The 24,920-nt window shown below is 71.5% G+C and carries 25 protein-coding genes, 4 tRNA genes and 1 pseudogene; 17 read left to right on the plus strand and 13 right to left on the minus strand.

Features of this window, described 5'->3' with window-relative positions:
• The first annotated feature begins 12 nt into the window (after window positions 1-12).
• Window positions 13-927, plus strand: coding sequence for an ornithine cyclodeaminase family protein (locus QF027_RS41750; RefSeq protein ID WP_306973843.1), 915 nt, complete (start codon window positions 13-15; stop codon window positions 925-927).
• Window positions 928-1,091: 164 nt separating this feature from the next.
• Window positions 1,092-2,117 (plus strand): LacI family DNA-binding transcriptional regulator, encoded by a 1,026-nt coding sequence (locus tag QF027_RS41755; protein ID WP_306973840.1) that lies wholly within the window; start codon window positions 1,092-1,094, stop codon window positions 2,115-2,117.
• Window positions 2,118-2,130: 13 nt separating this feature from the next.
• Here the strand turns inward: QF027_RS41755 and QF027_RS41760 are convergent, their stop codons facing one another.
• Window positions 2,131-2,922: a VOC family protein gene (locus QF027_RS41760; protein WP_306973838.1), complete on the minus strand. Its 792-nt coding sequence runs from the start codon at window positions 2,920-2,922 to the stop codon at window positions 2,131-2,133.
• A gap of 373 nt (window positions 2,923-3,295) precedes the next feature.
• Between QF027_RS41760 and QF027_RS41765 the strand changes: the two genes are divergently transcribed.
• The 5 genes and pseudogenes from QF027_RS41765 to QF027_RS41785 all read left to right on the plus strand — a co-directional run.
• Window positions 3,296-3,544 (plus strand): WhiB family transcriptional regulator, encoded by a 249-nt coding sequence (locus tag QF027_RS41765; RefSeq protein ID WP_266514717.1) that lies wholly within the window; start codon window positions 3,296-3,298, stop codon window positions 3,542-3,544.
• A gap of 41 nt (window positions 3,545-3,585) precedes the next feature.
• A tRNA-Gly gene (locus QF027_RS41770) sits at window positions 3,586-3,657 on the plus strand.
• Between the two features lie 8 nt (window positions 3,658-3,665).
• Window positions 3,666-3,737 (plus strand) — tRNA-Glu (locus QF027_RS41775).
• A gap of 8 nt (window positions 3,738-3,745) precedes the next feature.
• Window positions 3,746-3,817: transfer RNA gene (locus tag QF027_RS41780), tRNA-Ala, on the plus strand.
• 28 nt (window positions 3,818-3,845) lie between these two features.
• Window positions 3,846-4,595, plus strand: a pseudogene (locus QF027_RS41785) (SDR family NAD(P)-dependent oxidoreductase); the annotation flags it as partial.
• 176 nt (window positions 4,596-4,771) lie between these two features.
• Here QF027_RS41785 and QF027_RS41790 read toward each other — a convergent pair.
• The 4 genes from QF027_RS41790 to QF027_RS41805 all read right to left on the minus strand — a co-directional run bounded on the left by QF027_RS41790 (window position 4,772) and on the right by QF027_RS41805 (window position 9,721).
• Window positions 4,772-5,191 carry a roadblock/LC7 domain-containing protein gene (locus tag QF027_RS41790; protein ID WP_306973836.1) on the minus strand — a complete coding sequence of 140 codons (420 nt, stop codon included), beginning with the start codon at window positions 5,189-5,191 and terminating at the stop codon, window positions 4,772-4,774.
• Window positions 5,188-7,179 carry a nitrate- and nitrite sensing domain-containing protein gene (locus QF027_RS41795; protein WP_306973834.1) on the minus strand — a complete coding sequence of 664 codons (1,992 nt, stop codon included), beginning with the start codon at window positions 7,177-7,179 and terminating at the stop codon, window positions 5,188-5,190. Before QF027_RS41795 ends, QF027_RS41790 begins: the two co-directional genes overlap by 4 nt.
• A 491-nt stretch (window positions 7,180-7,670) precedes the next feature.
• Window positions 7,671-8,864 carry a PP2C family protein-serine/threonine phosphatase gene (locus QF027_RS41800; RefSeq protein ID WP_306973831.1) on the minus strand — a complete coding sequence of 398 codons (1,194 nt, stop codon included), beginning with the start codon at window positions 8,862-8,864 and terminating at the stop codon, window positions 7,671-7,673.
• A 95-nt stretch (window positions 8,865-8,959) separates the two neighbouring features.
• Window positions 8,960-9,721, minus strand: a complete 762-nt coding sequence (locus tag QF027_RS41805; protein ID WP_307080624.1) for an IclR family transcriptional regulator — start codon at window positions 9,719-9,721, stop codon at window positions 8,960-8,962.
• A gap of 84 nt (window positions 9,722-9,805) precedes the next feature.
• On the opposite strand from QF027_RS41805, the gene QF027_RS41810 reads away from it, so the two are divergent.
• Window positions 9,806-9,881 (plus strand) — tRNA-OTHER (locus QF027_RS41810).
• Window positions 9,882-9,983: 102 nt separating this feature from the next.
• Here QF027_RS41810 and QF027_RS41815 read toward each other — a convergent pair.
• The 5 genes from QF027_RS41815 to QF027_RS41835 form a co-directional block, all read right to left on the minus strand.
• Window positions 9,984-10,316 carry a hypothetical protein gene (locus tag QF027_RS41815; RefSeq protein ID WP_307080625.1) on the minus strand — a complete coding sequence of 111 codons (333 nt, stop codon included), beginning with the start codon at window positions 10,314-10,316 and terminating at the stop codon, window positions 9,984-9,986.
• A 118-nt stretch (window positions 10,317-10,434) separates the two neighbouring features.
• Window positions 10,435-11,415 (minus strand): acyl-ACP desaturase, encoded by a 981-nt coding sequence (locus QF027_RS41820; RefSeq protein ID WP_307080626.1) that lies wholly within the window; start codon window positions 11,413-11,415, stop codon window positions 10,435-10,437.
• Between the two features lie 204 nt (window positions 11,416-11,619).
• Window positions 11,620-12,396: a dimethylargininase gene (gene ddaH, locus QF027_RS41825; RefSeq protein WP_057610159.1), complete on the minus strand. Its 777-nt coding sequence runs from the start codon at window positions 12,394-12,396 to the stop codon at window positions 11,620-11,622.
• A 129-nt stretch (window positions 12,397-12,525) separates the two neighbouring features.
• Complete coding sequence (locus QF027_RS41830; protein ID WP_373430930.1) at window positions 12,526-12,795, minus strand: DUF6194 family protein; 270 nt, start codon at window positions 12,793-12,795, stop codon at window positions 12,526-12,528.
• 70 nt (window positions 12,796-12,865) lie between these two features.
• On the minus strand, window positions 12,866-14,488 hold the full coding sequence (locus QF027_RS41835; RefSeq protein ID WP_306973820.1) for an ABC-F family ATP-binding cassette domain-containing protein: 1,623 nt from the start codon (window positions 14,486-14,488) through the stop codon (window positions 12,866-12,868).
• A gap of 284 nt (window positions 14,489-14,772) precedes the next feature.
• Here QF027_RS41835 and QF027_RS41840 point away from each other — a divergent pair, with 284 nt between their 5' ends.
• Window positions 14,773-15,420, plus strand: a complete 648-nt coding sequence (locus QF027_RS41840) for a GOLPH3/VPS74 family protein (protein WP_306973819.1) — start codon at window positions 14,773-14,775, stop codon at window positions 15,418-15,420.
• 810 nt (window positions 15,421-16,230) lie between these two features.
• Here the strand turns inward: QF027_RS41840 and QF027_RS41850 are convergent.
• Complete coding sequence (locus tag QF027_RS41850; RefSeq protein WP_266510441.1) at window positions 16,231-16,647, minus strand: SsgA family sporulation/cell division regulator; 417 nt, start codon at window positions 16,645-16,647, stop codon at window positions 16,231-16,233.
• Window positions 16,648-16,887: 240 nt separating this feature from the next.
• Here QF027_RS41850 and QF027_RS41855 point away from each other — a divergent pair, with 240 nt between their 5' ends.
• Complete coding sequence (locus tag QF027_RS41855; protein ID WP_307080627.1) at window positions 16,888-18,000, plus strand: WD40/YVTN/BNR-like repeat-containing protein; 1,113 nt, start codon at window positions 16,888-16,890, stop codon at window positions 17,998-18,000.
• A 50-nt stretch (window positions 18,001-18,050) separates the two neighbouring features.
• Complete coding sequence (locus QF027_RS41860; protein ID WP_306973815.1) at window positions 18,051-18,380, plus strand: plasmid stabilization protein; 330 nt, start codon at window positions 18,051-18,053, stop codon at window positions 18,378-18,380.
• Window positions 18,381-18,383: 3 nt separating this feature from the next.
• Here the strand turns inward: QF027_RS41860 and QF027_RS41865 are convergent, their stop codons facing one another.
• Window positions 18,384-18,680, minus strand: a complete 297-nt coding sequence (locus QF027_RS41865; protein ID WP_306973813.1) for a YciI family protein — start codon at window positions 18,678-18,680, stop codon at window positions 18,384-18,386.
• Between the two features lie 42 nt (window positions 18,681-18,722).
• Here QF027_RS41865 and QF027_RS41870 point away from each other — a divergent pair, with 42 nt between their 5' ends.
• Window positions 18,723-19,412: an endonuclease V gene (locus QF027_RS41870; RefSeq protein ID WP_306973811.1), complete on the plus strand. Its 690-nt coding sequence runs from the start codon at window positions 18,723-18,725 to the stop codon at window positions 19,410-19,412.
• A 99-nt stretch (window positions 19,413-19,511) separates the two neighbouring features.
• Window positions 19,512-19,670 carry a morphogenic membrane protein MmpA gene (gene mmpA, locus QF027_RS41875; RefSeq protein WP_306973809.1) on the plus strand — a complete coding sequence of 53 codons (159 nt, stop codon included), beginning with the start codon at window positions 19,512-19,514 and terminating at the stop codon, window positions 19,668-19,670.
• 7 nt (window positions 19,671-19,677) lie between these two features.
• Here mmpA and QF027_RS41880 read toward each other — a convergent pair whose 3' ends face one another.
• Window positions 19,678-20,856, minus strand: coding sequence for a saccharopine dehydrogenase family protein (locus QF027_RS41880; RefSeq protein WP_307080628.1), 1,179 nt, complete (start codon window positions 20,854-20,856; stop codon window positions 19,678-19,680).
• A 91-nt stretch (window positions 20,857-20,947) separates the two neighbouring features.
• On the opposite strand from QF027_RS41880, the gene QF027_RS41885 reads away from it, so the two are divergent.
• The 4 genes from QF027_RS41885 to QF027_RS41900 all read left to right on the plus strand — a co-directional run bounded on the left by QF027_RS41885 (window position 20,948) and on the right by QF027_RS41900 (window position 24,909).
• On the plus strand, window positions 20,948-21,277 hold the full coding sequence (locus tag QF027_RS41885; protein ID WP_307082683.1) for an MmcQ/YjbR family DNA-binding protein: 330 nt from the start codon (window positions 20,948-20,950) through the stop codon (window positions 21,275-21,277).
• A gap of 109 nt (window positions 21,278-21,386) precedes the next feature.
• Window positions 21,387-22,523 carry a CaiB/BaiF CoA transferase family protein gene (locus QF027_RS41890; protein WP_306973805.1) on the plus strand — a complete coding sequence of 379 codons (1,137 nt, stop codon included), beginning with the start codon at window positions 21,387-21,389 and terminating at the stop codon, window positions 22,521-22,523.
• A 10-nt stretch (window positions 22,524-22,533) separates the two neighbouring features.
• On the plus strand, window positions 22,534-23,676 hold the full coding sequence (locus tag QF027_RS41895; RefSeq protein WP_306973803.1) for an acyl-CoA dehydrogenase family protein: 1,143 nt from the start codon (window positions 22,534-22,536) through the stop codon (window positions 23,674-23,676).
• An 18-nt stretch (window positions 23,677-23,694) separates the two neighbouring features.
• Window positions 23,695-24,909 carry an acetyl-CoA C-acetyltransferase gene (locus tag QF027_RS41900; protein WP_057610171.1) on the plus strand — a complete coding sequence of 405 codons (1,215 nt, stop codon included), beginning with the start codon at window positions 23,695-23,697 and terminating at the stop codon, window positions 24,907-24,909.
• Window positions 24,910-24,920: the final 11 nt, after the last annotated feature.

Genomic DNA, 24,920 nt, shown 5'->3' on the forward strand with positions numbered 1-24,920 from the left:
GATCATGGACGGGTGACTCTTCTTCTCACACGCGGTGATCTGGAAGCGGTGCTGGAGCCCAAGGCCTGCATCGAGGCTCTGCGGGACGGCTTCCGGCACGCCGAGGCGGTGCCGATCGCGGGACAACGGGTGCGCACGGACCTCCCGTTCCCCGGTACGGCCACCGCACTGATCCCTGGCCTGCTCCCCGGCATCGCGGCCTACACGGTGAAGGTCAACGCCAAGTTCCCCGCCGCCCGGCCCGCCCTGCGCGGAGTGATCTGTCTGCACAGTGGTGCCGACGGCGAGTTGCTGGCGCTGCTGGACTCGGCGACGGTCACGGCCTGGCGCACAGGCCTCGCGGCCGCCCTGGGCACCCATCTGCTCGCCGGCCGGGGAGACGTCGTCGGAGTGATCGGGGCGGGCGCACAGGCCGAGTTGACGGTGCGGGGCCTCGCGGCGCTACGGCCCCGCAGTGCCCTCGTCGTCCAGGACACGTCGGCCGACCGCGCCGCGGAGTTCGCCGCGCGGCACGGTGGGCGGGTGGTGTCCTCCGCCGCGGAGGTCGCCGCGGCCGCCGACATCGTCCTGTCGGCGACCTGGTCGAGGCAACCACTGCTGCACCTGCGGGACACCAGGCCGGGCCAGCACTTCACGAGCCTGGGTGTGGACGAGCCCGGCAAGGCGGAGCTGGCCGCCGATCTGCTGGACGCGGCGCTCCTGGTGGTCGACGATCGTGAACTCGCGGCGGCCGTGGGAGTGCTGAGGGCCGCCGACGCGACCCTCGGCGAGGTGGCGCGGTCCGAGCACCCCGGCCGGACGACCGACAGGGACCGCACGGTCTACGCCCCCGTGGGCATGCCCTGGCAGGACCTCGCGCTGGCCTGGACGGCGTACGGGCGGGCCGGGCGGGAGGGGATCGGACGGCGGGTGGATCTGCTGGCCTGAATCCCGTCACGAGATGTCCAGCTGGGCCTTTCTCGTCGTCATGCAGTGATCCTCGCCGAGGGCGATCCGGTGCGCAAGCCTCTTTCACCCACCCCGAGAGCGCTCTCACCAGTGCCCTCGTCCGGGGCTATCCTGATCCGCACCCGCCGACGAGGAGCCCCGAAGTGACCGACACAGCGCCGCGCCCCACACTGGAGGCCGTGGCGGCCCGGGCCGGGGTGTCGCGGGCCACCGTGTCCCGGGTGGTGAACGGCGGGGACGGGGTCAGGGAGCCGCTCGTCGAGCGGGTGCGCAGGGCCGTCGACGAGCTCGGTTACGTCCCCAACCAGGCCGCCCGCAGTCTTGTCACCCGGCGCCATGACGCCGTCGCCGTGGTCGTGGCCGAACCGGAGACCAGGGTCTTCGCGGACCCCTTCTTCGCGCTGCAACTCCGGGGGATCAGCAAGGAGTTGACCGCCCACGACAATCAACTCGTCCTGCTGCTCACCGAGGGCCGCGACGACCACGCCCGCGTCGGACGCTACCTCGCAGGAGGCCATGTCGACGGCGCGCTCGTCTTCTCGCTGCACCTCGACGACCCGCTGCCGGAACTGGTCCAACGGGCCGGTGTCCCCACGGTGTTCGGCGGACGGCCCGGGTGGAGCGACGGGACGACGGATGTCGTGTACGTCGACAGCGACAACCGGGGCGGTGCCCGCGAGGCCGTGCGGCATCTCGTCGGTCTCGGGCGCACCCGTGTCGCCCACATCACCGGCGCCCTCGACCAGACCTCCGCCGCGGACCGGCTCGACGGCTACAGGGACGTCATGGGCGACGCCGACCCGGAGCTCGTCGTGCGGGGCGACTTCACCCCGGCCGGCGGGGAGCGGGCGATGCGCGAACTCCTCGACCGGCGCCCGGACGTGGACGCGGTGTTCGCCGCCAACGACCTCACCGCGTCCGGCGCCCTGCGCGTGCTGCGCGAGCGGGGGCGCCGGGTGCCCGAGGACGTGGCGGTGATCGGCTTCGACGACATGCTGCCGGTCGCCGAACAGACCGATCCGCCGCTGACGACGGTCCGTCAGGACATAGAGGAGATGGGCCGGTTGATGGCCCGCCTGCTGCTGCGCGACCTCGACCGCCGGACCGGGGGAGCCACACCGGCCGGTGTCGTCCTGCCGACCACGCTGATCCGCCGCGCCTCGGCGTGATCCCCCGCCCCGGTCACGTCTGCTGCGGCACGCTCTTGATGACCGCGAAGCGGGCGCCGTACGGATCGGCCAGCTTGGCGACCCGGCCGACACCCGGCACGTCCGTGGCGGGCAGCCGGATGCTGCCGCCCAGCTCCTGTGCCTTCGCCACCGTCTCGTCCGTGTCCGTGACCTCGAAGTACGGCATCCAGTACGCCCCGGCTTGCGCCTCCAGTGGATCGTCGGCGAACGGCACGATGCCGCCGAACATGGCGTCCTCGCCCTGCCCGTCCGGCAGCACGGTCGTGTACGTGCCGCCCGGGAAGTCGACCCCGTAGGTCTCCAGGCCGAGAGCCGCACGGTAGAAGTAGGCGGCCATCGGCAGGTCGGCCGTGTACAGCTCGACCCAGCACAGCGAGCCCGGTTCCTGGGTGATCTGGAGCCCCTTGTTCTGCTTGGGCTGCCAGACGCCGAAGGGCACACCCGCCTTGTCGGCGAGGATCGCCATGCGGCCCTGGTCCATCACGTCCATGGGCTGCATCAGCACCGAGCCGTGCGCCTGCTCGGCCGCCTTCGCGGTGGCGTCCGCGTCCGGGGTCTGGAAGTACACGGTCCAGGAGGGCGGGCCCTGCTCCGGTGTGGTCTGCATGCCGCCCGCGGCGGTTCTGCCGGCGAGCTGGAAGAAGCCGTAACCGCCGGCTTCGGGCGGGCCCGGCTGGAACTCCCAGCCGAACAAAGCGCCGTAGAAGGTGGTGGCGCCGTCGATGTCGGGGGTGCCGAGGTCGAGCCAGTTCGGAGCGCCGGTGACGTAACGGGTCGTGAGCATCTCTGCCCTCCTCTGAGGGGTCCCGTTGCCTGCACTGCCGAGTCTTGCACCGTCCACTGACAATCGCCGCCGGGACGCCGCGACGGGCCACGAGAAAGGGCGGCGCGAGCCGGGACGACGGTGACGATCCGCGCAGGATCGCCGCTACGGGCGGGCGGACCGTGGTCACGCGCGGCCGGGACGCCGCCGCGGTTCGGTGACACCGACGGCAAGCGCACCGGCCGGTGCGGAGACACCCCGGGTGAACCGATTCCGCGCGCCGCCGTGCGACTCCGCGTCGGGCGGGGGACCATCAAGGCGGCCGGAGCCCGTGAACGGCGCCGTTGATCGCGCGTTGATCGAACGTTTTTCGCTGCCCGGCACGATCTCGGCCATGCACATCGACACCATCACCCCGACCGACCCCGCCTGGCAGGCGCAGGCGTTGTGCGCGCAGACCGGGGCGGACTTCTTCTTTCCCGAGCCGGGCAGCTCGGTACGAGAGGCGAAGCGCATCTGCGGCATGTGCGAGATGCGCTCGGCCTGTCTCGAGTACGCCCTGGCCAACGACGAACGCTTCGGCGTCTGGGGCGGCCTCTCCGAGAAGGAACGGCTGGCGATCAGGCGGGTGGAAAACCGATGAGCCGACGGGCCGGGAGTTCGGTGAGGATCCCGGAGCATCCGGGCGTGGCGCAGAGGCAGGCGCACCGCCTTGCCAAGGCGAGACACATCGGTTCGCATCCGATCCCCGCGCCGTGTCCGCGGGCCCTGTAGAGCAGAGGCAGACTCGCCGCCTTCTCAGGGCGGATACGCCGGTTCGCATCCGGCCGGGGCCCATGGCAAGGGGTCGGTAGCGCAGAGGCAGGCGCACCTTCATCGCATGAAGGGAACGTCCGTTCGAATCTGACCCGGCCCGCGACAGGGCACGAACGGGGCGGGGACGTATGGATGACGTGATCGGCGAGGACGAGCTGGCCGCCTTCCACCGTACGGTCGGCAGGCTGCGCGAACTGCCCGTCGACGACCCGGTGCGGCCGCGCGCCGAGCAGGTCGCCGCGTCCTTCGCCTGCGACGGGCGGCTGCGGCGGCGCAAGACGCGGGGCGCCGAGACGGCCGCCGCCGACGCCGGGTCCATGGCGGCCACCGCGACCGGTGCCCGCGACCGGCGCGAGGACGCGCCGCTGGCCGTGTCCGGCGACGCGGGCGTCTTCCGTAAGCCACGCAATTGCTCTGTGTGCAAGTCGTCCCTGTCGACAGGTCGATGCCTTCTCTCACCGCCTGGGCCCCCGCTGCGCCGCCGACAACACGGCCCGCCGGGCTCTGACCACCGACCTCGAGGGGCGCCGCGCGCTGCTCACCGGCGGCCGCGTGAAGATCGGCTTTCAGCTGGCCCTGATGATGCTCCGGGAGGGCGCGGAACTCCTGGTGACGAGCCGCTTCCCGCCCCCGTGCGCCGATTACGGGCCGAGCCGGGCAGCGATCGGTGGCTCGACCGGCTGACCGTCATCGCCGTCGACCTGCGCGACCCGCGCCAGGTACTGGGCCTGTGCGAGGACCCGTGCCAGGAGGGCGTCCCCCTGGACATCCTCGTCAACAACGCCGCGCAGACGGTACGCCGGCCGCCCGAGTCGTACGCCCTCCTCGCCGCCGGCGAGCACGACGCGCTGCCCGACGGGGTACGGCGGGCAGCGGGTGTCGCAGGTTCGAATCCTGCCGGGGGCACAGAGACCCACCTGGTCGGAGGCCCTTCCGTCCGCCGGACGGAAGGGCCTCTGTCGCTCGTGGCCCACATGCGGTGCGCGCGGAGGTTGGAGATCTGTCGCGGATGCCCGGTCCTGCGACGCGGGTGGCTGGCCGAAGCGCGGCGCAACTATCCCGCGGCCAGGGGCGCGGAGTTCAGTGCGCGTATCAACTGCGGGGTGAGCAGTTCGCCGGCGCGGTCGGCGAGGACGGCCATTTCGTAGCCGACCAAGCCGACGTCGCATCCCTCGGCGGCGAGGACGCCGAGACAGCTGCCGTCGCGGATGCGACCGACCATGAGGAAGCCTCCGAGCATTTCGATCATGACGAGCTTCATGCCGTGGAAGCCGTGCGTCGCCGCCGCGTTCTGGGCGAGGCTGGTGATGCCGGAGACCACGGCGGCCAGGTGGTCGGCCCGATCTCGGCCGAGGCTGTCCGAGGCGGCCATGAGCAGGCCGTCGGCGGAGACGGCGACAGCGTCGGTGACGCCGTCGGTGGTGCGTGCGAACTCCGAGATGAGCCAGCCGAAACTCTGGACGGCGGTGGTCACGGTGAGACTCCTTGTGCGCTTCGGGCCTCGGCACGGGCGACGCCTGCTCGGAAGCCGTTGAGGAGGTGGGAGACAGCGGGCTTGGCGGGCGGGGGTGTGGCGGAGTGGTCCTGCGCCGGAGCGAGCAGGCGGCCGGGAAGGACAAGGAGTGCGGACAGGCCGCCGCCGGTGGTGTCGAAGAGGTGGACCTGCGCGCCTTCACCGAGGCGGTGGGCGAGCCGGCCGACGACGAGGTGGCCGAGGAACCGGGCGGGTGCAGCGAGGAGGGCTTCCTCGCCGGAGTCGGACAGGCGGGCGTTGGCGCGTTCCTTGTCGGCTTCGGACATGCCGACGCCGTGGTCGACGACGGCGAAGCTGTACGTGTCGTCCTCGGCGTCGTACCAGCCGTGCACCTCGACCGGTTCGGTCGGTGGCGAGAAGGTCAGCCCGTTCTCGATGAGTTCGGCGAGGAGGTGGGCGACATCGGCGACGGCGTGCCCGCGCACCCGCACCGGCTCCACGGTCGCGATCAGGACCCGGCGGTACTGCTCCACCTCGGCGACGGCGGCCTGGACGACCTCCAGGCCGTCGGAGGGTGCTGCCGTGGGCCGCGGCGGATTCTGCCCGGCCAGGACCAGCAGGCTTTCGGCGTTGCGCCGCATACGGGTGGCGAGGTGGTCGAGCTCGAAGAGCTCGGCGAGGGCGTCCGGGTCGAGCTCCTGCCGTTCCAGGCGGGTGATGAGGCCGAGCTGGCGACGCACGAGGTTCTGGTTGCGGCGGCCGAGATTGGCGAGCGATTCGGTGGTGTTGCGGCGCAGACCGGCCTGCTGGGCGGCCAGATGGAGGGCGGTGCGTTCCACCTGCTGCAGGGACGCGGCGACCTCCGCGATCTCCGCCGGGCCGCCCAGCAGCCGTGCATCGGGGTTGTCCCGCGCGTCCGCCGACGGGAGAAGGTCCACAGGGTCCTGCGGAGACTGCTGGATACGGGCGACGGTTGCGGGCAGCCGGTTCCGCGCCACGTCGTGGGCGGCCTCGGCGAGTGCGCCGAGCGGGCGCGTGAGGGAACGTGAGGCGAAAGCGGCGAGGCCGCCCACGAGGGCGGCCATGAGCGTTCCCCCGACGAGATAAGCGGCGAGGCCCAGCTCGGCGTCGTGGCTGAGCCGGTCGGCCCGGTCCCGTACGTCGTCGCCGACCGACCGCTGGACGGCGTACAGATCGTCGACGAGTACGGTCATCGCGTCCCACCAGGTGCCGGCGTCGGCGCGCAGGGCGGAGCCGTCGGCGGCGCCTTCCGCCTGATTCTCGTAGGCGGTGGCGCGTTCGGCGTCCTCGGTGCCGAAGGCGTTCTCCAGGGCAGCGCGCTGGGGTGCGGTGGCGACCTGCCGGAAGCGGGCGAGGGCGGCGACGCGCGCGGCCCGCACCTCGGTGAAGGCCAGGTACTCGCGGCCGTGGAAGGAACCCTGGGCGAACACGCCGTTGAGGAGACCGCGTTCGAGAGCGACGGACTCCTTGGCTGCGGCCAGTTCCCGTAACGCCGCCAGGCCGTCGCTCAGTTGACGGTCGGCGCGCGTCGCGGTCTCCGCCACCGGATCGACGGCGTTGAGAGCGTCGACGGCGGCGGTGTAAAAGGCGAGGGTGCCGGTCCGGTCGGAGGTGTCCCTGTCAGCAGCGGTGTCCTTGTCGGCGGCGGCCCGGATTGCGGCGAGGCGCCGCAAGTGCCGCTGGATGACATCCTCTACGGCGCTTTCGGGGCGCATTGCGCGCAGCGCCGTGTCAACGCGCTTACGAGTAGCTGCGAGCGGTGTGCGGAACCTCTCCTCGCCGCCCAACAGGCCGTTCGTCAGGCCGCGTTCGCGTTGCAGCTGGTGTACCAACGCCTGGACCCGCAGGCTGAGGCCGACCTCGGCACGGGTCGTCCGGGCGTCGCCGAGGGCCTCGGCGCGGCCGTAGACGGCCAGACCGGCCACGGCCAGCAGCAAGCAGATCGGAACCGTGATGACCACCGCCACACGGCCTCTGATGCTGCGCCAGCCAGGCACCGGCCGGCGGCCGGGAGCCGTTCGGCCGCTGTGGCTACGCCCTGAACTGCCCCTGTCGGGACTGCCCTTGCCGATTGTGCCGAGCCTGCCGAGTAACGGCCGAGATGGCGTCCACACCCTCATGGGCACGAAACTAGCGCGACTGCCGTAGCGGCCGGTTTCCGACCTGTTAGCCCCTGTGGGAACTTCAGTTGCGCCGCCCTCACACCGCAGGCCAGGAGAGTGTGACCGTGCAGGACAGGACAGGTGCTCGGCGTCAGAGGCAAGCGGTGTCGGCACCGCCCTCTGCCCGACGCATCGGGGCGTGGTCGCTTACTGCAGGGCCCGGCTTGGTCAGCGGGAGTGTTCGCCGGCTCGTTGTGCATCCACGGCCCGATCGGACGGGAAGCCCCGCGAACATGCGAGAACTGCGGAGGGGTGTTTTCCCGGGCCGGGCACCCTACAGTCGACGTTTCCGCAGGTCAAAGTGGCGCGACCGGCGTCCGACACCGCTTCGGGAACGGCGCTTCGCTTGCGGAAGCGGCCGGTTTGCGGAGCAGGAGCAGCGCCGCGTCGTCGTGCAGTCGGCCGCCCACATGCGCCAGAAGTTCGTCATGGAGCGCCGTGAGGGTGTCGGCCGGCTCGACGGACAAGTGGCGGGCCAGCCCTTCGGCGAGCGGGTAGAACTCACGGCTGTGGTTGCGGGCCTCGGTGACCCCATCGGTGTAGAGCAGCAGTTGATCCCCGTCGGCGAAAGCGAGCACCTGGAGGCTGGGGGTTTCGTCGGTGAGGGCGCGCAGCCCGAGGGGCGGGGCCGGATGGGCGGGCTCCACCGCCACGACGGTGCCGGATTCGCGCACCAGCAGCGGAGGCGCGTGACCACAGTTGACCACCTCCAGATGGCCTGCGCGCGGGTACCCGGCGACCACGGCGGTGACGAAGTCGTCAACACCAAGGTTGCGCGCGAGGCTCCGCTCGATCCTGCCGACGACGGCGAGGAGATCGGGCTCGTCGTAGGCGGCCTCTCGGAAGACACCGAGTACGAGTGCGGCGGTCCCCACGGCCGGCAGCCCCTTGCCGCGCACATCGCCGACTATCAGCCTGACCCCGTACGGGGTGGGCACCAGCGCGTAGAGATCCCCGCCGATACGGGCCTCCGCCGCCGCGGCGCTGTAGCGGACGGCCACCTGGAACGGACCGACTGTCGCCGGTACGGGCTTGAGGAGCGCATGCTGGGCGGCCTCCGCGACCGAGCGGACGGCCGCGAGCACCCGTTCACGACGCCCGCGCAACGCGCTGGCGAGGCCACTCGCCAGCGTGACGGCCGCCAGGGCGGACAGTACCGCCGTCAGCTCATGTCCCGGAACGCCGTCCGCGGTTCCGAGCGTCGCCCCCAGTACCGCGGCGAGAAGGCCGACACAGAGGACTCCGCGCGGCCCGCCGGTGGTGGCGGCCAGCGCGGGTCCGGCCGCGAGCAGTGGCAGCCAGATCGTCCCTGCTCCGCACACGACGTCGATGAGGACGATGACGGAGACGATCAGCACGGGCAGTGCGGGTGTACCGGCGGCCAACTGTGCGACGGCACGTTTCCGGGTCGCCGACCCGGGACCGGCCACTCGGTTCCTGAACGGCCGAATCAGCCATGGGTCGCCGCCGTGGTTTCGAACCTGACTCATGCTTCGTCTGTAGTCCTCACCTTGTGCGGGAGCTGCTGAAATGTCTCTTTCATCCAGGAAAGAGGTATGGCTCGGGCGCCACAAGGAGGGGATTTTCAGATAGTGAGCGAGAGACCCCTGGTCACGCGACTCGCGGCCGGGATCAGCCGCGCCAGGATCTCCTCGAGTCGTGAGAGCCGGTCCGCCCGCAGTGAGACGCCGAGCGAGCCGAGTGTGTCCCCGTTGTAGACGGGCACGGCGACACAGACCGTACCGAGGGCATACTCCTCCATGTCCGTGACGGCCGGGGCCACGGGTGAGGAGTCGAGTCTCCGGAGCAGTTCCGGACGGCTGGTGATGGTCCGTGGTGTGAGGTCGGCGAGGGGGTGCCGGGAGAGGTAGTCCTTGCGTGAGGCGTCATCCAGTTCTCGCAGCACGGACTTGCCCAACGCGGTGGCGTGCCCCGCGTCCTCGAATCCTACCCAGAGGTCGACGCGGGGCGCCTGGGGGCCGTCGACGATCTCGGCGACTCGAATCTCGCCCTCCTCGTAGAAGGTGAGGTAGGCGGCGGTCGCGAGCTCGTCCCGCAGAGCGGCGAGCGTGGGGCGGACGCGGCTGAGCAACACCTGCCCGCGGCCCGTGGTGTGCAGCGTCTGCAACTTGTCGCCCAGGACGAACCCGCCGTCGTCCAGCTTCCGTATGTATCCGTCGTGGACCAGCGTCCGCAGCAGGTGATAGGCGGTGCCCAGGGGCAGTCCCGTCTCACGTGCCAGTTTCTTCGCCGGCGCACCGTTCTCGTGCGCGCTCACCGCCTCCAGCAGGCGGAGGGCACGCTGCACGGAAGTGATGAGCGTAGGGCCACCGTCGTGAGCACCCATACGACCAGCGTGCGCCGAGCACACGACGCAGGCAAGGCGCGCTCCTTCTCGGCTTGCCGCCGCATCGACGTGCTGCACGGTAAGGGCGGGGCCCTAGCGCAGAGGCAGGCGCATCGGCTCCGGATCCGGAACACGCTGGTTCGAACCAGCCGCCCCGCCCCCTTTCCGGCAGGGTCAGGCGCTCGCGCCCGCTCGCGCCCGCCCTCATGATCGGCTCCGGCGCCGTTCCGTGGAACGTGTCGAGGAGCTGCGCCGGCACCGCTCAGGCCTCCTCGCGGTCGCCCAGGTGCTCGCGCACGACGGGGCGCAGGGCGTCCTCGGCGTCGCGTACGCGCGCGGGGAACATCACCTGGCCCAGGGGCAGCACCTTCAGCAGCTGCGCGGCGGGTCCGTGCGCGGTCCCGTACGCACCGGGGCCGGCCAGGACGCCGGCCTGCCGGACCCGGTGGGTGAACTTGGGGTGGCTGCCGAACTGCGCGCGCAACGCCGGCGGGCAGTCCTGGCGTACGGCCAGGGCCCAGCGGGCGTACCTGGGCAACGGCCGCTCGCGGTCGGCCGCGGTGACCGTCTGCCAGTCGCGGCCTCCCAGCACCATGGACGCCGCGCTTCTGGCCGGCCCATGGCGGTGGCAGCACGCCAACGTGCATGGCCGCACGATGACCCAGGCGGCGGGCGGCCCGCACCGGCTATTCGGCAGACCGGCCGGATCGGCGTCAGGCCCCTGCCGCGCGAGCCACCATCCGCGCCTTGCGCGCCGCCAGCTTCTCGTCGAACTTCAGGGCCTCCGCGTCCAGCCCGCCCATGTACAGACCGAGTTCGTCCTGCGCCTTCTGGCCCTCGGGGCCGAGGCCGTCGATCTCCATGACCTTCAGGAAGCGCAGGACGGGCTGCAGGACGTCGTCGTGGTGGATGCGCATGTTGTAGATCTCGCCGATCGCCATCTGCGCGGCGGCCCGCTCGAAGCCGGGCATGCCGTGGCCGGGCATCCGGAAGTTCACGATGACGTCGCGCACCGCCATCATCGTCAGGTCGGGCGCCAGCTCGAAGGTCGCCTTCAGCAGGTTCCGGTAGAAGACCATGTGCAGGTTCTCGTCGGTGGCGATGCGCGCCAGCATGCGGTCGCAGACCGGGTCGCCGGACTGGTGGCCGGTGTTGCGGTGCGAGACGCGGGTCGCGAGCTCCTGGAAGGAGACGTAGGCCACGGAGTGCAGCATCGAGTGGCGGTTGTCCGACTCGAAGCCCTCGCTCATGTGGGCCATCCGGAACTGCTCCAGCTTGTCCGGGTCCACCGCGCGCGAGGCGAGCAGATAGTCGCGCATCACGATGCCGTGCCGGCCCTCCTCGGCGGTCCAGCGGTGCACCCAGGTGCCCCAGGCGCCGTCGCGGCCGAAGAGCGAGGCGATCTCGTGGTGGTAGCTGGGGAGGTTGTCCTCCGTGAGGAGGTTCACGACGAGGGCGATCCGGCCGATCTCGGTGACCTTGGACTGGCCCTTCTCCCAGGCCTCGCCGTCCTCGAAGAAACCGGGGAAGTTGCGGCCGTCGCTCCACGGGACGTACTCGTGCGGCATCCAGTCCTTGGTGACCTTCAGATGCCGGTTGAGTTCGGTCTCGACCACTTCCTCCAGCGCGTACAGCAGTCGCGCGTCGGTCCAGGCGGAGGACGGGCTGCCGAGGTGAGGGGAAGTGATCGTCACAGGTACTCCAGAGGGACGCGGCGAACAATTGAGGGGATCGGCGAGCGGGCCGGGAACCTACGGAATCGTAGGCTACGAAACCGTAGGTTACGAGACCGTAGGTTAAGCGCGCCGTAAAGACCCCTGATCAGCGGTGTTCCCCGGGTATGACAAGCGGCCCCGGGAACCGCAGGTCCGGGGCCGTGGAATGCCGCGCGTGCCCGATCAGGCATACAGGTCCCGCAGCCGAACTGAGAGACACGTCACACATCCTTCGAGCTTCTCGAACTCGCTGATGTCCACCACAACCGGTTCGAAACCGAGGTCGGTGAGCAGCTCCGCCGTCTTCGGCGCGCTCGCCGCCATGAGCAGCTTGGGGCCGCCCAGGAGGACGACGTGGGCGCCGGCCTCCTCGGGCACGGACAGGAAGCGCGGGAAGAGCGCGGGCCGGTCCACCTTGGGGATGTGCCCGATGACGGTTCCGTCGGGCAGCGCGGTGACCGCCGACTTCAGGTGCAGCACCTTGTTCACCGGTACGGCGACGACCTGGGCCCCGAGCGGCTCGAAGGCGGCCCGCAGCTGCTGGACGCCGGCCGCGTTGGTACGCCCGCCCCGGCCGACGTAGATCGTGTCGCCGATCTTCAGCACGTCGCCGCCGTCCAGGGTGCCCGGCTCCCAGATCCAGTTCACCGAGCAGCCCAGGCGCGCCACGGCCTCCTCGACGCCGATGGTCTCCTCGCGCCGGGACTCCGCGCCGGAGCGGGCGATCAGCGCGACGTTCTTGTACATGACCACGGTGTCCTCGACGAACACCGAGTCCGGGCAGTCGTCCTCCGGGTCCACCTCGACGGTCTCCCAGCCGTGCGCGCGCAGGGCCTCGACATACGTCTCCCACTGTTCGAGCGCGAGGTCGACGTCGACCTTCTCCCGCTCGACGTGCGTCACCAGACCTTCGGCGAGGCGCGGACTGGGGCGGCGGACGAGGGCCTTCTTGCTGGGCACGAGGGGAACTCCGTATCGGCGGGACAGGGACGGCACCGTGACGGGCGCCGGTCAGCCATCATGCAGCGCCGGTCCGTGTCGACAAAACCCCCGTAGTCAGGCTGTGGCCCTCCTGAGACGCTCCACGGCTCACGAGCGCCGCCGCGCCTCACGCGCGCGTGCCGCCTCGTGGGCCTCACGCAGCAGTCGTACGACGGTCCCGGTCCTCCGCTCGCCCGGATTCACGACGCAGATCCAGCCGAGGGGGCCGTAGACCGGGTGCGGCAGCACCACGTCGGCCGCCGCGAGGTCGTAACGCCCCCCGAGGAGTTCCGGAAGCGCCGTACGGCCGACATGGACGTTGACCCGCCGGCGGCCCGGGGGGTCGAGGTCGGACGCGCTGTCGTCGGGGTGGTTCACGCGCCCGCCCGGAGCGTGGCGCTGCTCCGGGCGGGCGCGGATCGGGCGGCCGTCGTCACGGCCGTGGACGCTACGCGGGGAACTCCAGGGCCTCCGGAGTGATCTCCCGCAGCTCACCGTCCAGCATCAGCCAGCGCGTGATGCCGATCGACTCCAGGAACGGCAGGTCGTGACTGGCCACGACCAGCGCGCCCTCGTACGACTCCAGGGCTGACGTCAGTTGTCGCACGCTCGCCATGTCGAGGTTGTTCGTCGGCTCGTCGAGCATGAGCAGCTGGGGTGCGGGCTCCGCCAGCATCAGCGCGGCCAGGGCCGCCCGGAAGCGTTCGCCACCGGACAGCGTCGACGCCTGCTGGTCCGCCCGGGCGCCCCGGAACAGGAAGCGGGCGAGACGGGCCCGCACCCGGTTGTTGGTGGCACCCGGCGCGAACCGGGCCACGTTCTCGGCGACCGACAGCTCGCCGTCGAGGACGTCCAGTCGCTGGGGCAGGAAGCGGAGCGGGACATGGGCCGTCGCCTCGCCCGACACCGGCTCCAGGTCCCCGGCGATCGTGCGCAGCAACGTCGTCTTGCCCGCGCCGTTGCGCCCGATCAGCGCGACCCGCTCGGGGCCCCGCAGGTCGAGCCCGCCCTTCACCCGTGCGCCGTGGGCGAGTTCCAGGTCCATCAGGGTCAGCACCGTACGGCCCGGCGGCACGGCCGTGTACGGCAGGTCGACGCGGATCTCGTCGTCGTCCCGCACGGCCTCCACCGCCTCGTCGAGCCGGTCCTTGGCCTCGGCGAGTTTCTCCTCGTGCATGATGCGGTGCTTGCCCGCGGACTCCTGTGCCGACCGCTTGCGCGCCCCCATGACGATCTTCGGCTCGCGCTTCTGCTCGAACATCTTCTGGCCGTACCGCTTGCGCCGGGCCAACTTGACCTGGGCATCGGCCAGTTCGCGCTTCTGCTTGCGGAAGTCGGACTCGGCGACCCGCACCATCCGCTCCGCCGCGTCCTGTTCGACGGCCAGGGCTTCCTCGTAGGCGGAGAAATTGCCGCCGTACCAGGTGACCTCCCCGGAGCGCAGATCGGCGATCTGGTCGACCAGGTCGAGGAGTTCGCGGTCGTGGCTGACCACGACCATGACCCCGGGCCAGGAGGCGACGGCCGTGTACAGGCGCCTGCGGGCGTACAGGTCGAGGTTGTTGGTGGGCTCGTCGAGAAGCAGGACGTCAGGGCGGCGCAGCAGCAGCGCCGCCAGCCGCAGCAGCACCGACTCGCCGCCCGAGACCTCGCCGATCCCGCGGTCCAACTCGATGTGGCCGAGCCCGAGTTCGCCCAGGGTGGCCAGGGCCCGCTCCTCCACGTCCCAGTCGTCGCCGACCGTCTCGAAGTGCTCCTCGGCCACGTCACCCGCCTCGATGGCGTGCAGGGCGGCGCGCTGCGCGGCGATGCCGAGCGCCTCGTCGACCTTCAGGCCGGTGTCGAGCGTGACGTTCTGCGGGAGGTAACCGACCTCGCCCGCCACGCGCACGGCGCCGTCGGCCGGGGTGAGTTCACCGGCGATGAGCTTCAACAGGGTCGATTTTCCCGACCCGTTGACGCCGACGAGACCGGTCCGGCCGGGGCCGAAGGCGATGTCGAGGCCCTCGAAGACAGGGGTGCCGTCGGGCCAGGAGAAGGCGAGCGAGGTGCAGGTGATGGAAGTAGACATACGAGTCTCCGCGGTTGCTCGAAGCGAGAAGGGGCAAACGCGTATCGAGACACCCGCGGCGACGGGAGACGAGAGGAAACCGGAGGGCACCGGCAGGGTCCGGCTCGTCGGAACGGCTCGTGTGCCGAGGTCGCACGCAGCGCACACACCTCAGGTGTGTGACACGGTGTCTCAGGACCTCAGACGAGCAACGTCCTTCTCCGATCGACGACAACAGAACCGTTGTACAACGTACGAGGCGGCCGCAGGGCTGTCAACGAGTTAATGCTCCCCAGGAGGCCCCCGTGCCCGTCGGCCCGCTCTCCCTGCCGGCCCACCTCTACCTGCTGGCCTGGGACACCTCGAAGTCCGAGATCACCGGTGCCAGCCAGATCCCCCAGCTGGTCCGCGCCGGTGCGCTTACCGAGCTGGCCCAGCGCGGGCTTCTCGTCGACGACGACGGCATCACCACGCCGGTCGACATGGACGCGTCCACCGGCGACGCCGTCCTGGACGGGCTTCTCGAACTGGTCCGCGAATCCCGGCCGCACCGGTGGCGGTCCTGGGTGACGCTCCACAGCCGGATCACCCTGGACGCCGTACGGGAACAACTCGCCGCCGGGGGATCTCTGCGGGCGCGCAAGAAGCGGGCCCTCGGGCTATTCCCCACGGTCGAGTACGACCTGGCGCGCCCGGCCGCGGTGGAGGCGCTCCAGGAGGAGGCACGGGGGATCCTGCGGGGGCCGGTCCCGGCCGTGGACATCTCAGACCGGGACGCGGCCGTCGTCGCGCTCGCGGCGGCCGCCGGGCTGCGGACCCTGCTGCCCCGCAAGGCGTCGTACGACACCCGGGTCGAGGAACTCATCGAGCGCAGCGGACAGGCGGCCCCGGCGCTGCGGAAGGTCGTCCATGAGCTGCGCGGGGCGGTGGCGGCGGCCTCGGCCGGAGCCTGAACTCCGGAGCCTGAACACCGGCGTGGCGCCGCCGCCGTGGCCACCGGCGCCGGGCTCTCGTGGGCCCTGGGCGCCACTGGGGACCGTGAGACGGATCGCCGTCGTGGTCGGCGTTTCGTGACCGTGGACTTCGAGAGCGGGCTACGCGCGGGACCTCGGGGCGTAGCCGACACCGTGCGGGCCGCGCTCGCGGCGGGCGCGATCGGGGTGAGCATCGAGGATGCACTGTACGAGGGGCGAGCCGCTACGGGTGATCGGTGAGCAGGCCGAGAGATCGCCGCGGCCCGCGAGGCCGCCGAGCCGAGAGCGTGCCGTTGTTCGTGAACGCCCGTATCGACACATTCCAGCGCAGCGCCCGGAGGGGAGCGGGCCGCCGCCTACCTCGCCGTGGCTGCCGAGGGGATCTTCGTCCCCGGGGCCGCCGACGCCGAGGGCGTGGCGTTGTTCGTGAACGCCCGGATCAACACGTTCCCGCGCGGCGCCGGGATGAGGCAGTGGGGGAGGACCGCACCCTGGAGCGGGCCGCCGCCTACCTCGCCGTGGCTGCCGACGGGATCTTCGTCCCCGGGGCCGTCGACCCGGGGGCCGTCGAACTCCTCGTCGACGGCGTGAACGGACCGCCGAACGTCATGGCCGGATCCGGCACCCTCCCGTCGCCGAGCACCGGCTCGTTGCGCACGACGCCCTCCGGTGCCTGCCGCACACGCCCTGGTCCGCCGCGCCGCGCGGGAGCTGCAGGACGCGGAGACGACGACGCGCCGGCCGATGGGCTCGCCACGGCGAGCGCAACGCCCTCTTCGGTGGCCCGCGTCAGTAGGCGTCCCGCATCAGCTCCGCCAGGTCGTGGTCGAGGTCGAGCTGGAGGTGCTCCAGGCCGGTCGGCACCAGGTCGTTCGTCGCCTCCAGGAACCGGCGCAGCTCACCCGTGCGCACATGCACGACGGCGGTGCCCTCGGGGGCGTGGAACTCGAGCACGGTGCGGTCGTAGCCGTACGGCCGCACCCGGACGTCGCCGTGGCCATCCGGCTCGTGCAGGCCGGTGCTGAGCAGATCGCGGCTGAAGGTCCAGCAGACCTCGACCCCCTCCAGGGTGGCCGGGGCGGGGAAGGTCATTCGGACCGCGAACGGATCGCAGCGGTCGTAGTGCAGTGTGGCGGGAATGCTCGGCATCCGCGGTGCCGCGGCGACGAGACGGGCCTCGACAGGCTGCTCGATGACGGTGGACAACGCGTGCTCCCTTGTGACGGCTGGAGGGCTTCCGGGTGAGGACGGGCACTGGAAGAGACGACGGAATGAGCCAATCCGTGTACACGAAAGTCGAGTGACCTCTGTCACCGTCTTCATGCACGGGTGTGATCCAGTCCTTCTCCCGTGCCCCGAGAGGCACTTGTGACACCCCCCGCACCGGCAGGCGGCCGGCGGAGGGCATCTGGACGGCGCCGGAAGCGTGGGCTAGCTTCGCCCGCCATGAGGCGCTTGGGGAACACGCGAGGCAAGAGACGGACGGGCCTGACGAGCCGGACCATCGCCGTAGGGGTGGCCTGTGCGGCGGTGCTGGCCGCCCTGGCCGCCGTACCGGCCGAGGCGCACGATCCCGACGGCCGCACTCCGCACTGGGAGCTCAAGGACAGCGGCACCCCTGAGGTGCGCTTCCGCGGGCTGTCGGCCGTCAGCCGGGACACCGCCTGGCTGGCCGGTACCCAGGGCACCGTGCTGCGCACCACGGACGGCGGCGCGAGCTGGCGAAACGTCTCGCCGCCCGGCACCGCCGAACTCCAGTTCCGGGACATCGAGTCCTTCGACGCGCGCCGGGCCGTGGTCCTGGCCATCGGAGAGGGCGAGGCATCCCGCGTGTACCGCACCGACGACGGCGGCGCGACCTGGACCGAGTCCTTCCGCAACACCGACGCCAAGGCCTTCTACGACTGCCTCACCTTCTTCGACCGCAGCCACGGCCTCGCCATGAGCGACCCGGTGGACGGGAAGTTCCGCATCCTGTCGACCTCCGACGGTGGCCGTTCCTGGAAGGTGCTGCCGAACACCGGGATGCCGGCCGCGCTCGACGGCGAGGCCGGCTTCGCGGCCAGCGGGCAGTGCCTGGTCAGTTCCGGGCCGCGGGACGTCTGGCTGGCCACCGGCGGGGCGGCACGCGCGCGTGTACTGCACTCCGCCGACCGGGGGCTGACCTGGACGGCCTCCGACACGCCGATCCCGGCGGGTGACCCGGCCAAGGGTGTCTTCGCGCTCGCCTTCCGCGACCGCGTGCACGGACTCGCGGTCGGCGGCGACTACCGCCCGGGCCAGAGCTCGCCGCAGGCCGCCGCCCGAACCGGCGACGGGGGCGCCGCCTGGCGGCCCGCCGCAGTCCCGGTGAACGGCTACCGCTCCGGAGTGGCCTGGCTCCCGCACAGCCGCACCGCCGCCCTCGCGGTGGGCCCCACCGGCACCGACCTCACCCGGGACGGCGGCCGGACCTGGCGGACCGTCGACACCGGCTCGTACGACACCGTGGACTGCTCGCTCGACGGCGGCTGCTGGGCGGCCGGGGAGAAGGGACGGGTGGCACGTCTGGAGGGCTGAGTGGCGGAATGTGGGTACCCGGTCGCCGACGGCGAAAGGAGTGATCCCATATGCCAGCCGGTTCGAGCTCCAAGCGCGAGCGTCAGTACGAGCACATCAAGGAGAGCGCCCAGGACCGGGGCGAGAGCACCGGACGGGCCAAGGAGATCGCGGCGCGGACGGTCAACAAGGAACGCGCCCGGTCCGGCGAGTCCAAGTCCGCCAGCCGTACCTCGACCCAGGACATGTCCTCGGGCAAGCGGGGCGGCCAGCGGTCCGGCAAGGGCTCCCAGGGTCCGACCTACGACCAGCTCTACGAGGAAGCCAAACGCAAGGGGGTCAAGGGCCGTTCGGACATGAACAAGAGCCAGCTCCAGCGTGCCCTGGGCGGCAAGAGCTGACCCTCAGCCCAGGGTCTCGCGGTACCCCTCCAGCGCGGGGGCCGTCTTCGTCGCGGCGAACTCGGTGACTCGGTACGCGCCCACCCCGGCCGTGACGAACGGGTCACCCGCGACGATCTCCTGGATCCGTGAGTGGTCCTCCGCGACGGCGATGATCACGCCGCCGTCGCGGGGATTCTTGCGCCCGGACGCCAGGAAGACACCTCGCTCGTACTGCTCGTCCAACCAGGCGACATGCGCCGGCAGCACGGCGTCCACGGCATCGAGCGGGGCGGTGTAGGTCAGTTCCAGTACGAACATGATCGCGAGGGTACGCCGCCTCGCCGTACCCTCGTCCCCACCATGACGACCGTAGACATTCCCGCGGGCTGGCCCGCGACCGAGGAGCAGGCCCGCGCGGTCCAGGACGAGTTGAGGGCGAGGACGGTCCTCGACGAGCCCGGTCCGCCGCCCGGCACCGGCCACGTCACCGGGGTCGACGTGGCCTACGACGACGAACGGGACGTCGTCGCGGCGGCGGCCGTGGTGCTGGACGCGGTGACCCTGGACGTCGTCGCCGAGGCCACGGCCGTCGGGCGGATCTCCTTTCCGTACGTCCCCGGCCTGCTCGCCTTCCGGGAGATCCCCACGGTCCTCGCCGCCCTCGGCGCCCTGCCGGGGCCGCCCGGCCTGGTCGTCTGTGACGGCTACGGCCTCGCCCATCCCCGCCGCTTCGGCCTCGCGAGCCACCTGGGCGTGCTCACCGGTCTGCCGACCATCGGCGTCGCCAAGAACCCGTTCGCCTTCACCTACGACGATCCCGGCGCCCGGCGCGGCGCGTGGGCGCCGCTGCTGGCGGACGGGCAGGAGGTGGGCCGGGCCCTGCGGACCCGCGAGGCCGTGAAGCCGGTCTTCGTATCGGTCGGCCACCGCGTGAGCCTCGACAACGCCTGCGCCCACACCCTCGCGCTCACGCCGGCGTACCGGCTCCCGGAGACGACCCGCAGGGCGGACGCGCTGTGCCGGAAGGCGCTGCGGGAGGCGACCGCCTGACCGCGCTCCAGGAGGAGACGGAGCCAGGGGAGACTGAGTACGTCGTCTGAGTATCTGTACGGATGTGCGCAGCCCGGTGTGATCGGCAGGCTGTCCCGCATGACGACGCACCGCATGACCCACCGTTCTCCCAAGCCCCTCGCCGACCCCGACCGGCCCGTCGAGCGCGCGGTGACCGCCGCGCTGGTCCTCGGTGTGCTCGCGGGACTCGGCTGGATCGCGGGGATGATCTACACGGTGGCGGGCTGGTCCTTCTGACGCGGGCTCACCGGCTCGACGCCACCCGGAAGGTGATTCCGGCCCGTCGCAGCCGCTCGATCAGCGCGTCCCCCATCGCCACCGCCGTCGTGACCTGACCGGCGGTCTCCGGCAGGTCGTCGAAGGCCAGGGACAGCGCCGACTCGGCGAACATCTTCGCCGTCTCGTCGTATCCGGGGTCGCCGCCCGCCACCTCCGTGAACACCCGGCGCCCACCGCCCTCGCCGACGAAGCGCACGGTGAACCAGCTCTTGGCCCGTTTCTCGGGGCTCGGCCCGTCACCCGGCTTGACCCGGTCGGACAGCCAGCGCCGGGCGGGCGGCAGTTGGGCCGCCGCGAACAGAGCGCCCACGGCCGCGACCCCGCCCACCACCATGGGCAGCCGCCGTACCGCCGCATAGTGGCGGTAGCGGAAGTCGGGGCCGTAGCGCTCGAGGGCCTTCGCGGAGCGGCGCACGATCTGCGCGTCGATGGTCGGCAGGGGCAGGGCCCAGGCGCCGATCTCCTGGGCGTACCGCGGGGCTCCGGTCGGCGTGGTGGCCCGTCGGCCCACCAGGCGCGGCTCGTGCCGTCCGCGGTCCCGGGCGGCGGCCATCATCTGCCGGCCCCGCGCGAACTGGTTCAATGCCGAGGCGAACGTTCCGCCGGAGAAGGTGGCGTCGGCGGTCACGAACCCGTCGACGGTCAGCGGCACGCCCTCCGGCAGCTGCCGGACCGTGAAGTACGCCCCCAGGTCGTGCGGGATCGAGTCGAACCCGCACGCGTGCACCAGCCGTGCGCCCGTCTCACGCGCGCGTGCGTCGTGCCGGACGTACATCAGGTCCACGAACTCCGGCTCGCCCGAGAGGTCGAGATAGTCCGTACCCGCGTCCGCGCAGGCGGCGACGAGCTCCTCGCCGTACGTCAGATACGGGCCGACCGTCGTGGCGACCACGCGCGCGTGCCCGGCGAGGGCGCGCAGTGACTCCGGGTCCGAGGCGTCGGCCGTGAGCACCTCGACGTCCGTGCCCTTGGGCAGCTTCTCGCGCAGCGCCCGGAGCTTGTCCTCGCTGCGGCCGGCGATCGCCCAGCGCAGATCGTCCGGGCCGTGTGCGGCGAGGTACTCCGCGGTGAGCACTCCCGCGAAGCTGGTCGCTCCGAAGAGCACGATGTCGTAGGGACGGTCCGCCTTTTTCAGCCTGCTCATGACACTCCTGGTCCCGCCGCACGCGCCGTTGTCGGAGGCCGAGGCTAGCGTGAAGAGTGCGGAGCCCGACGACGAGGCCGGAGGTGGGACGGTGGCCGTGCCCAGGAATGCCCTGAAGAAGTGGGTGAAAGTGCGCGAGTTCGCCCTGGGGCTGCCGGGTGTCGCGGAGCCACGCGGCGGAGCCGCACATCGATACCGCCCCTGGGGCGCGACCGTCACCAAGGTCGACAAGAAGGTCTTCGTCATCCTGGGCGTGAGCGACGGCAGCCACCCGATAGGCGTCACGGTGAAGCTCAGCGACGCGGAGGCCCACGCCCACGCGCTGACCGCCCCGGCAGCGGACCTGCTGTGCGACTGGGTCGAGGAGAGCTGTCGCACGCTCGCGCCGAAACGGCTGATAGCGGAGCCCGACGCCCGGTGACCGGGCCCATAATTGGCTAAGCGCTTGCTCGCTCAGGTCTTGTGTCCACTGGAACGCATTCATAGCATCACTGGTGTTACATCAGTTGTGTCACGCCTATGGGGGCTGGATGACAACGGCAACGACGCCCGGGCACGGCCCGCTCGCCGGCGTACGCGTGGTCGAGCTGGCCGGCATCGGGCCCGGCCCGTTCGCCGCCATGCTCCTCGCCGACCTGGGGGCCGACGTCGTCCGCGTGTCCCGCCCGGGTGGCGCCGCCCTGTCGATCGACCCCGCCTACGACATCACCAACCGCAACAAACGCTCGGTGGTCGTCGACCTCAAGGCCCCCGACGGCCCCGCGCGCGTGCTCGACCTCGCCGCCCGCGCCGACATCCTGATCGAGGGCAACCGCCCCGGAGTCGCCGAGCGCCTCGGCGTCGGCCCCGAGGACTGCCACGCGCGCAACCCCGCCCTGGTCTACGGCCGGATGACCGGCTGGGGCCAGGAAGGGCCGCTCGCCCAGCGCGCCGGGCACGACATCGCGTACATCGCGCTCACCGGCACCCTCGGCATGATCGGCGAACCGGACCGGCCCCCCGCCGTCCCCGCCAACCTCCTCGGCGACTACGCGGGCGGCTCCCTGTACCTAGTCGTCGGCGTCCTCGCCGCCCTGCACCACGCGCGCGCGACCGGCACCGGCCAGGTCGTCGACGCCGCCATCGTCGACGGCACCTCCCACCTCGCCGCGATGATCCACGCCATGACCGCCGCCGGCGGCTGGCAGGACCGGCGCGGCGCCAACCTCCTGGACGGCGGCTGCCCGTACTACGGCACCTACGAGACCGCCGACGGCAAGTACATGGCGGTGGGCGCGCTGGAGCCGCAGTTCTACGACCTGTTCCTGGACCTGCTCGGCCTGCCGGACTTCGAGGACGCCCGCAAGGACTGGACCCGCTGGGGCGAACTGCGCGAGGCGGTCACCGCCCGCTTCAAGTCCCGTACGAGAGAGGAGTGGACGGCCGTCTTCGAGGGCACCGACGCGTGCGTGGCGCCCGTCCTGTCGCTGCGTGAGGCTCCGCACCACCCGCACCTCGCCGCCCGCGGCACCTTCACGGACCACGGCGGCATCACCCAGCCCGCGCCCGCGCCCCGCTTCTCGGCGACCCCCACGGCCGTCCGCACGGGGCCCGCCACGGCAGGCGCCGACACCGCGGACGTGGCACGCGACTGGGACGTACCGGATCTTGTGAGCGGTCCCGAATGAAAGGCCCCGAATGAAGCGGCAGCTCTTCGCCCCCGAGCACGACGCGTTCCGCGAGACCGTGCGCGCCTTCCTGGCCAGGGAGGTCCTGCCGCACTATGAGCAGTGGGAGAAGGAGGGCATCGTCTCGCGCGAGGCCTGGCGGGCGGCCGGCAAGCAGGGCCTGCTCGGGTTCGCCGTGCCCGAGGAGTTCGGGGGCGGCGGCACGACCGACTTCCGCTACGCCACCGTCCTGGCCGAGGAGTTCACGCGCGCGGGTGCCCCCGGCCTCGCCCTGGGCCTGCACAACGACGTCATCGGCCCGTACCTCACCGGCCTCGCCACCGAGGAGCAGAAGCGCCGCTGGCTGCCCGGCTTCTGTGACGGTTCGCTCGTCACCGCCATCGCCATGACCGAGCCCGGCGCGGGCTCCGACCTCCAGGGCATCCGCACGCACGCGCAGGACCGGGGCGACCACTGGCTGCTGAACGGCTCCAAGACGTTCATCTCCAACGGGATCATCGCCGACCTGGTGATCGTGGTCGCCAGGACGACGCCCGAGGGCGGTGCCCGCGGACTGTCCTTGCTGGTCGTCGAGCGCGGCATGGAGGGTTTCGAGCGCGGCCGCAACCTCGACAAGATCGGCCAGAAGGCCCAGGACACGGCCGAGCTGTTCTTTCACGACGTGCGCGTGCCGAAGGAGAACCTCCTCGGAGAACACAACGGCGCCTTCGGGCACCTGATGACCAACCTCGCGCAGGAGCGCCTGAGCATCGCCGTCTCCGCGATCGCCGCCGCCGAACACCTCCTGGAGATCACCACCGAGTACGTCAAGGAGCGCGAGGCCTTCGGCCGACCGCTCGCCACCAAGCAGCACATCCGGTTCGAGATAGCCGAGATGGCCACGGAGTGCGCGGTCACGCGGACGTTCATCGACCGTTGCGTCGAGGACCACTCCGAGGGGGGACTGGACGCCGTCCACGCCTCCATGGCCAAGTGGTGGGCGACCGAGCTCCAGAAGCGGGTCGCCGACCGCTGTCTCCAACTGCACGGCGGGTACGGCTACATGAGCGAGTACCCGGTCGCCAAGGCCTTCACCGACGGCCGTATCCAGACCATCTACGGCGGCACGACCGAGATCATGAAAGAGATCATCGGCCGTTCCCTCCTGAGCTGACTCTCCGAAAGGCTTCCCGTGAGCACCGAAGCGTACGTGTACGACGCGATCCGCACCCCGCGCGGCCGCGGCAAGGCGAACGGCGCCCTGCACGGCACCAAGCCCATCGACCTGGTCGTCGGACTCATCCACGAGATCCGCGCCCGCTTTCCGGACCTGGACCCGGCCGCGGTCGACGACATCGTGCTCGGCGTCGTCGGCCCGGTCGGCGACCAGGGCTCCGACATCGCCCGGATCGCCGCCGTCGCCGCCGGGCTCCCGGACACGGTCGCGGGCGTACAGGAGAACCGCTTCTGTGCCTCGGGCCTGGAGGCCGTCAACATGGCGGCCGCCAAGGTGCGTTCGGGCTGGGAGGACCTGGTCCTCGCGGGCGGCGTCGAGTCGATGTCCCGGGTGCCGATGGCCTCCGACGGCGGCGCCTGGTTCAACGATCCGATGACCAACCTGGCCGTCAACTTCGTGCCGCAAGGCATCGGCGCCGACCTGATCGCCACGATCGAGGGATTCTCCCGCCGTGACGTCGACGAGTACGCGGCCCTCTCGCAGGAGCGCGCGGCCACGGCCTGGAAAGAGGGCCGCTTCGACCGGTCCGTCGTCCCGGTGAAGGACCGCGCAGGCCTGACCGTCCTCGATCACGACGAGCACCTGCGACCGGGCACGACCGCCGACTCCCTCGGCAAGCTCAAGCCGTCCTTCGCGGACATCGGCGACCTCGGCGGCTTCGACGCCGTGGCCCTGCAGAAGTACCACTGGGTCGAGAAGATCGACCACGTCCACCACGCAGGCAACTCCTCCGGCATCGTGGACGGGGCCTCGCTGGTCGCGATCGGCTCCCAGGAGGTCGGCGAACGCTACGGCCTCACCCCCCGCGCGCGCATCGTGTCCGCGGCGGTCTCCGGTTCGGAACCCACCATCATGCTCACCGGCCCCGCGCCCGCCACCCGCAAGGCACTCGCCAAGGCCGGACTGACCATCGACGACATCGACCTCGTCGAGATCAACGAGGCCTTCGCGGCGGTCGTCCTGCGCTTCGTGCGGGACATGGGCCTGTCGCTGGACAAGGTCAACGTCAACGGCGGCGCGATCGCGCTCGGCCACCCGCTCGGTGCCACCGGCGCCATGATCCTGGGCAGCCTGATCGACGAACTGGAGCGCCAGGACAAGCGGTACGGCCTCGCGACGCTCTGTGTGGGCGGCGGCATGGGCATCGCCACCATCGTCGAGCGCATCTGACCCCCTCCCAC

It is taken from the genome of Streptomyces canus (genome assembly GCF_030816965.1).
Taxonomy (GTDB): Bacteria; Actinomycetota; Actinomycetes; order Streptomycetales; family Streptomycetaceae; genus Streptomyces; species Streptomyces canus_E.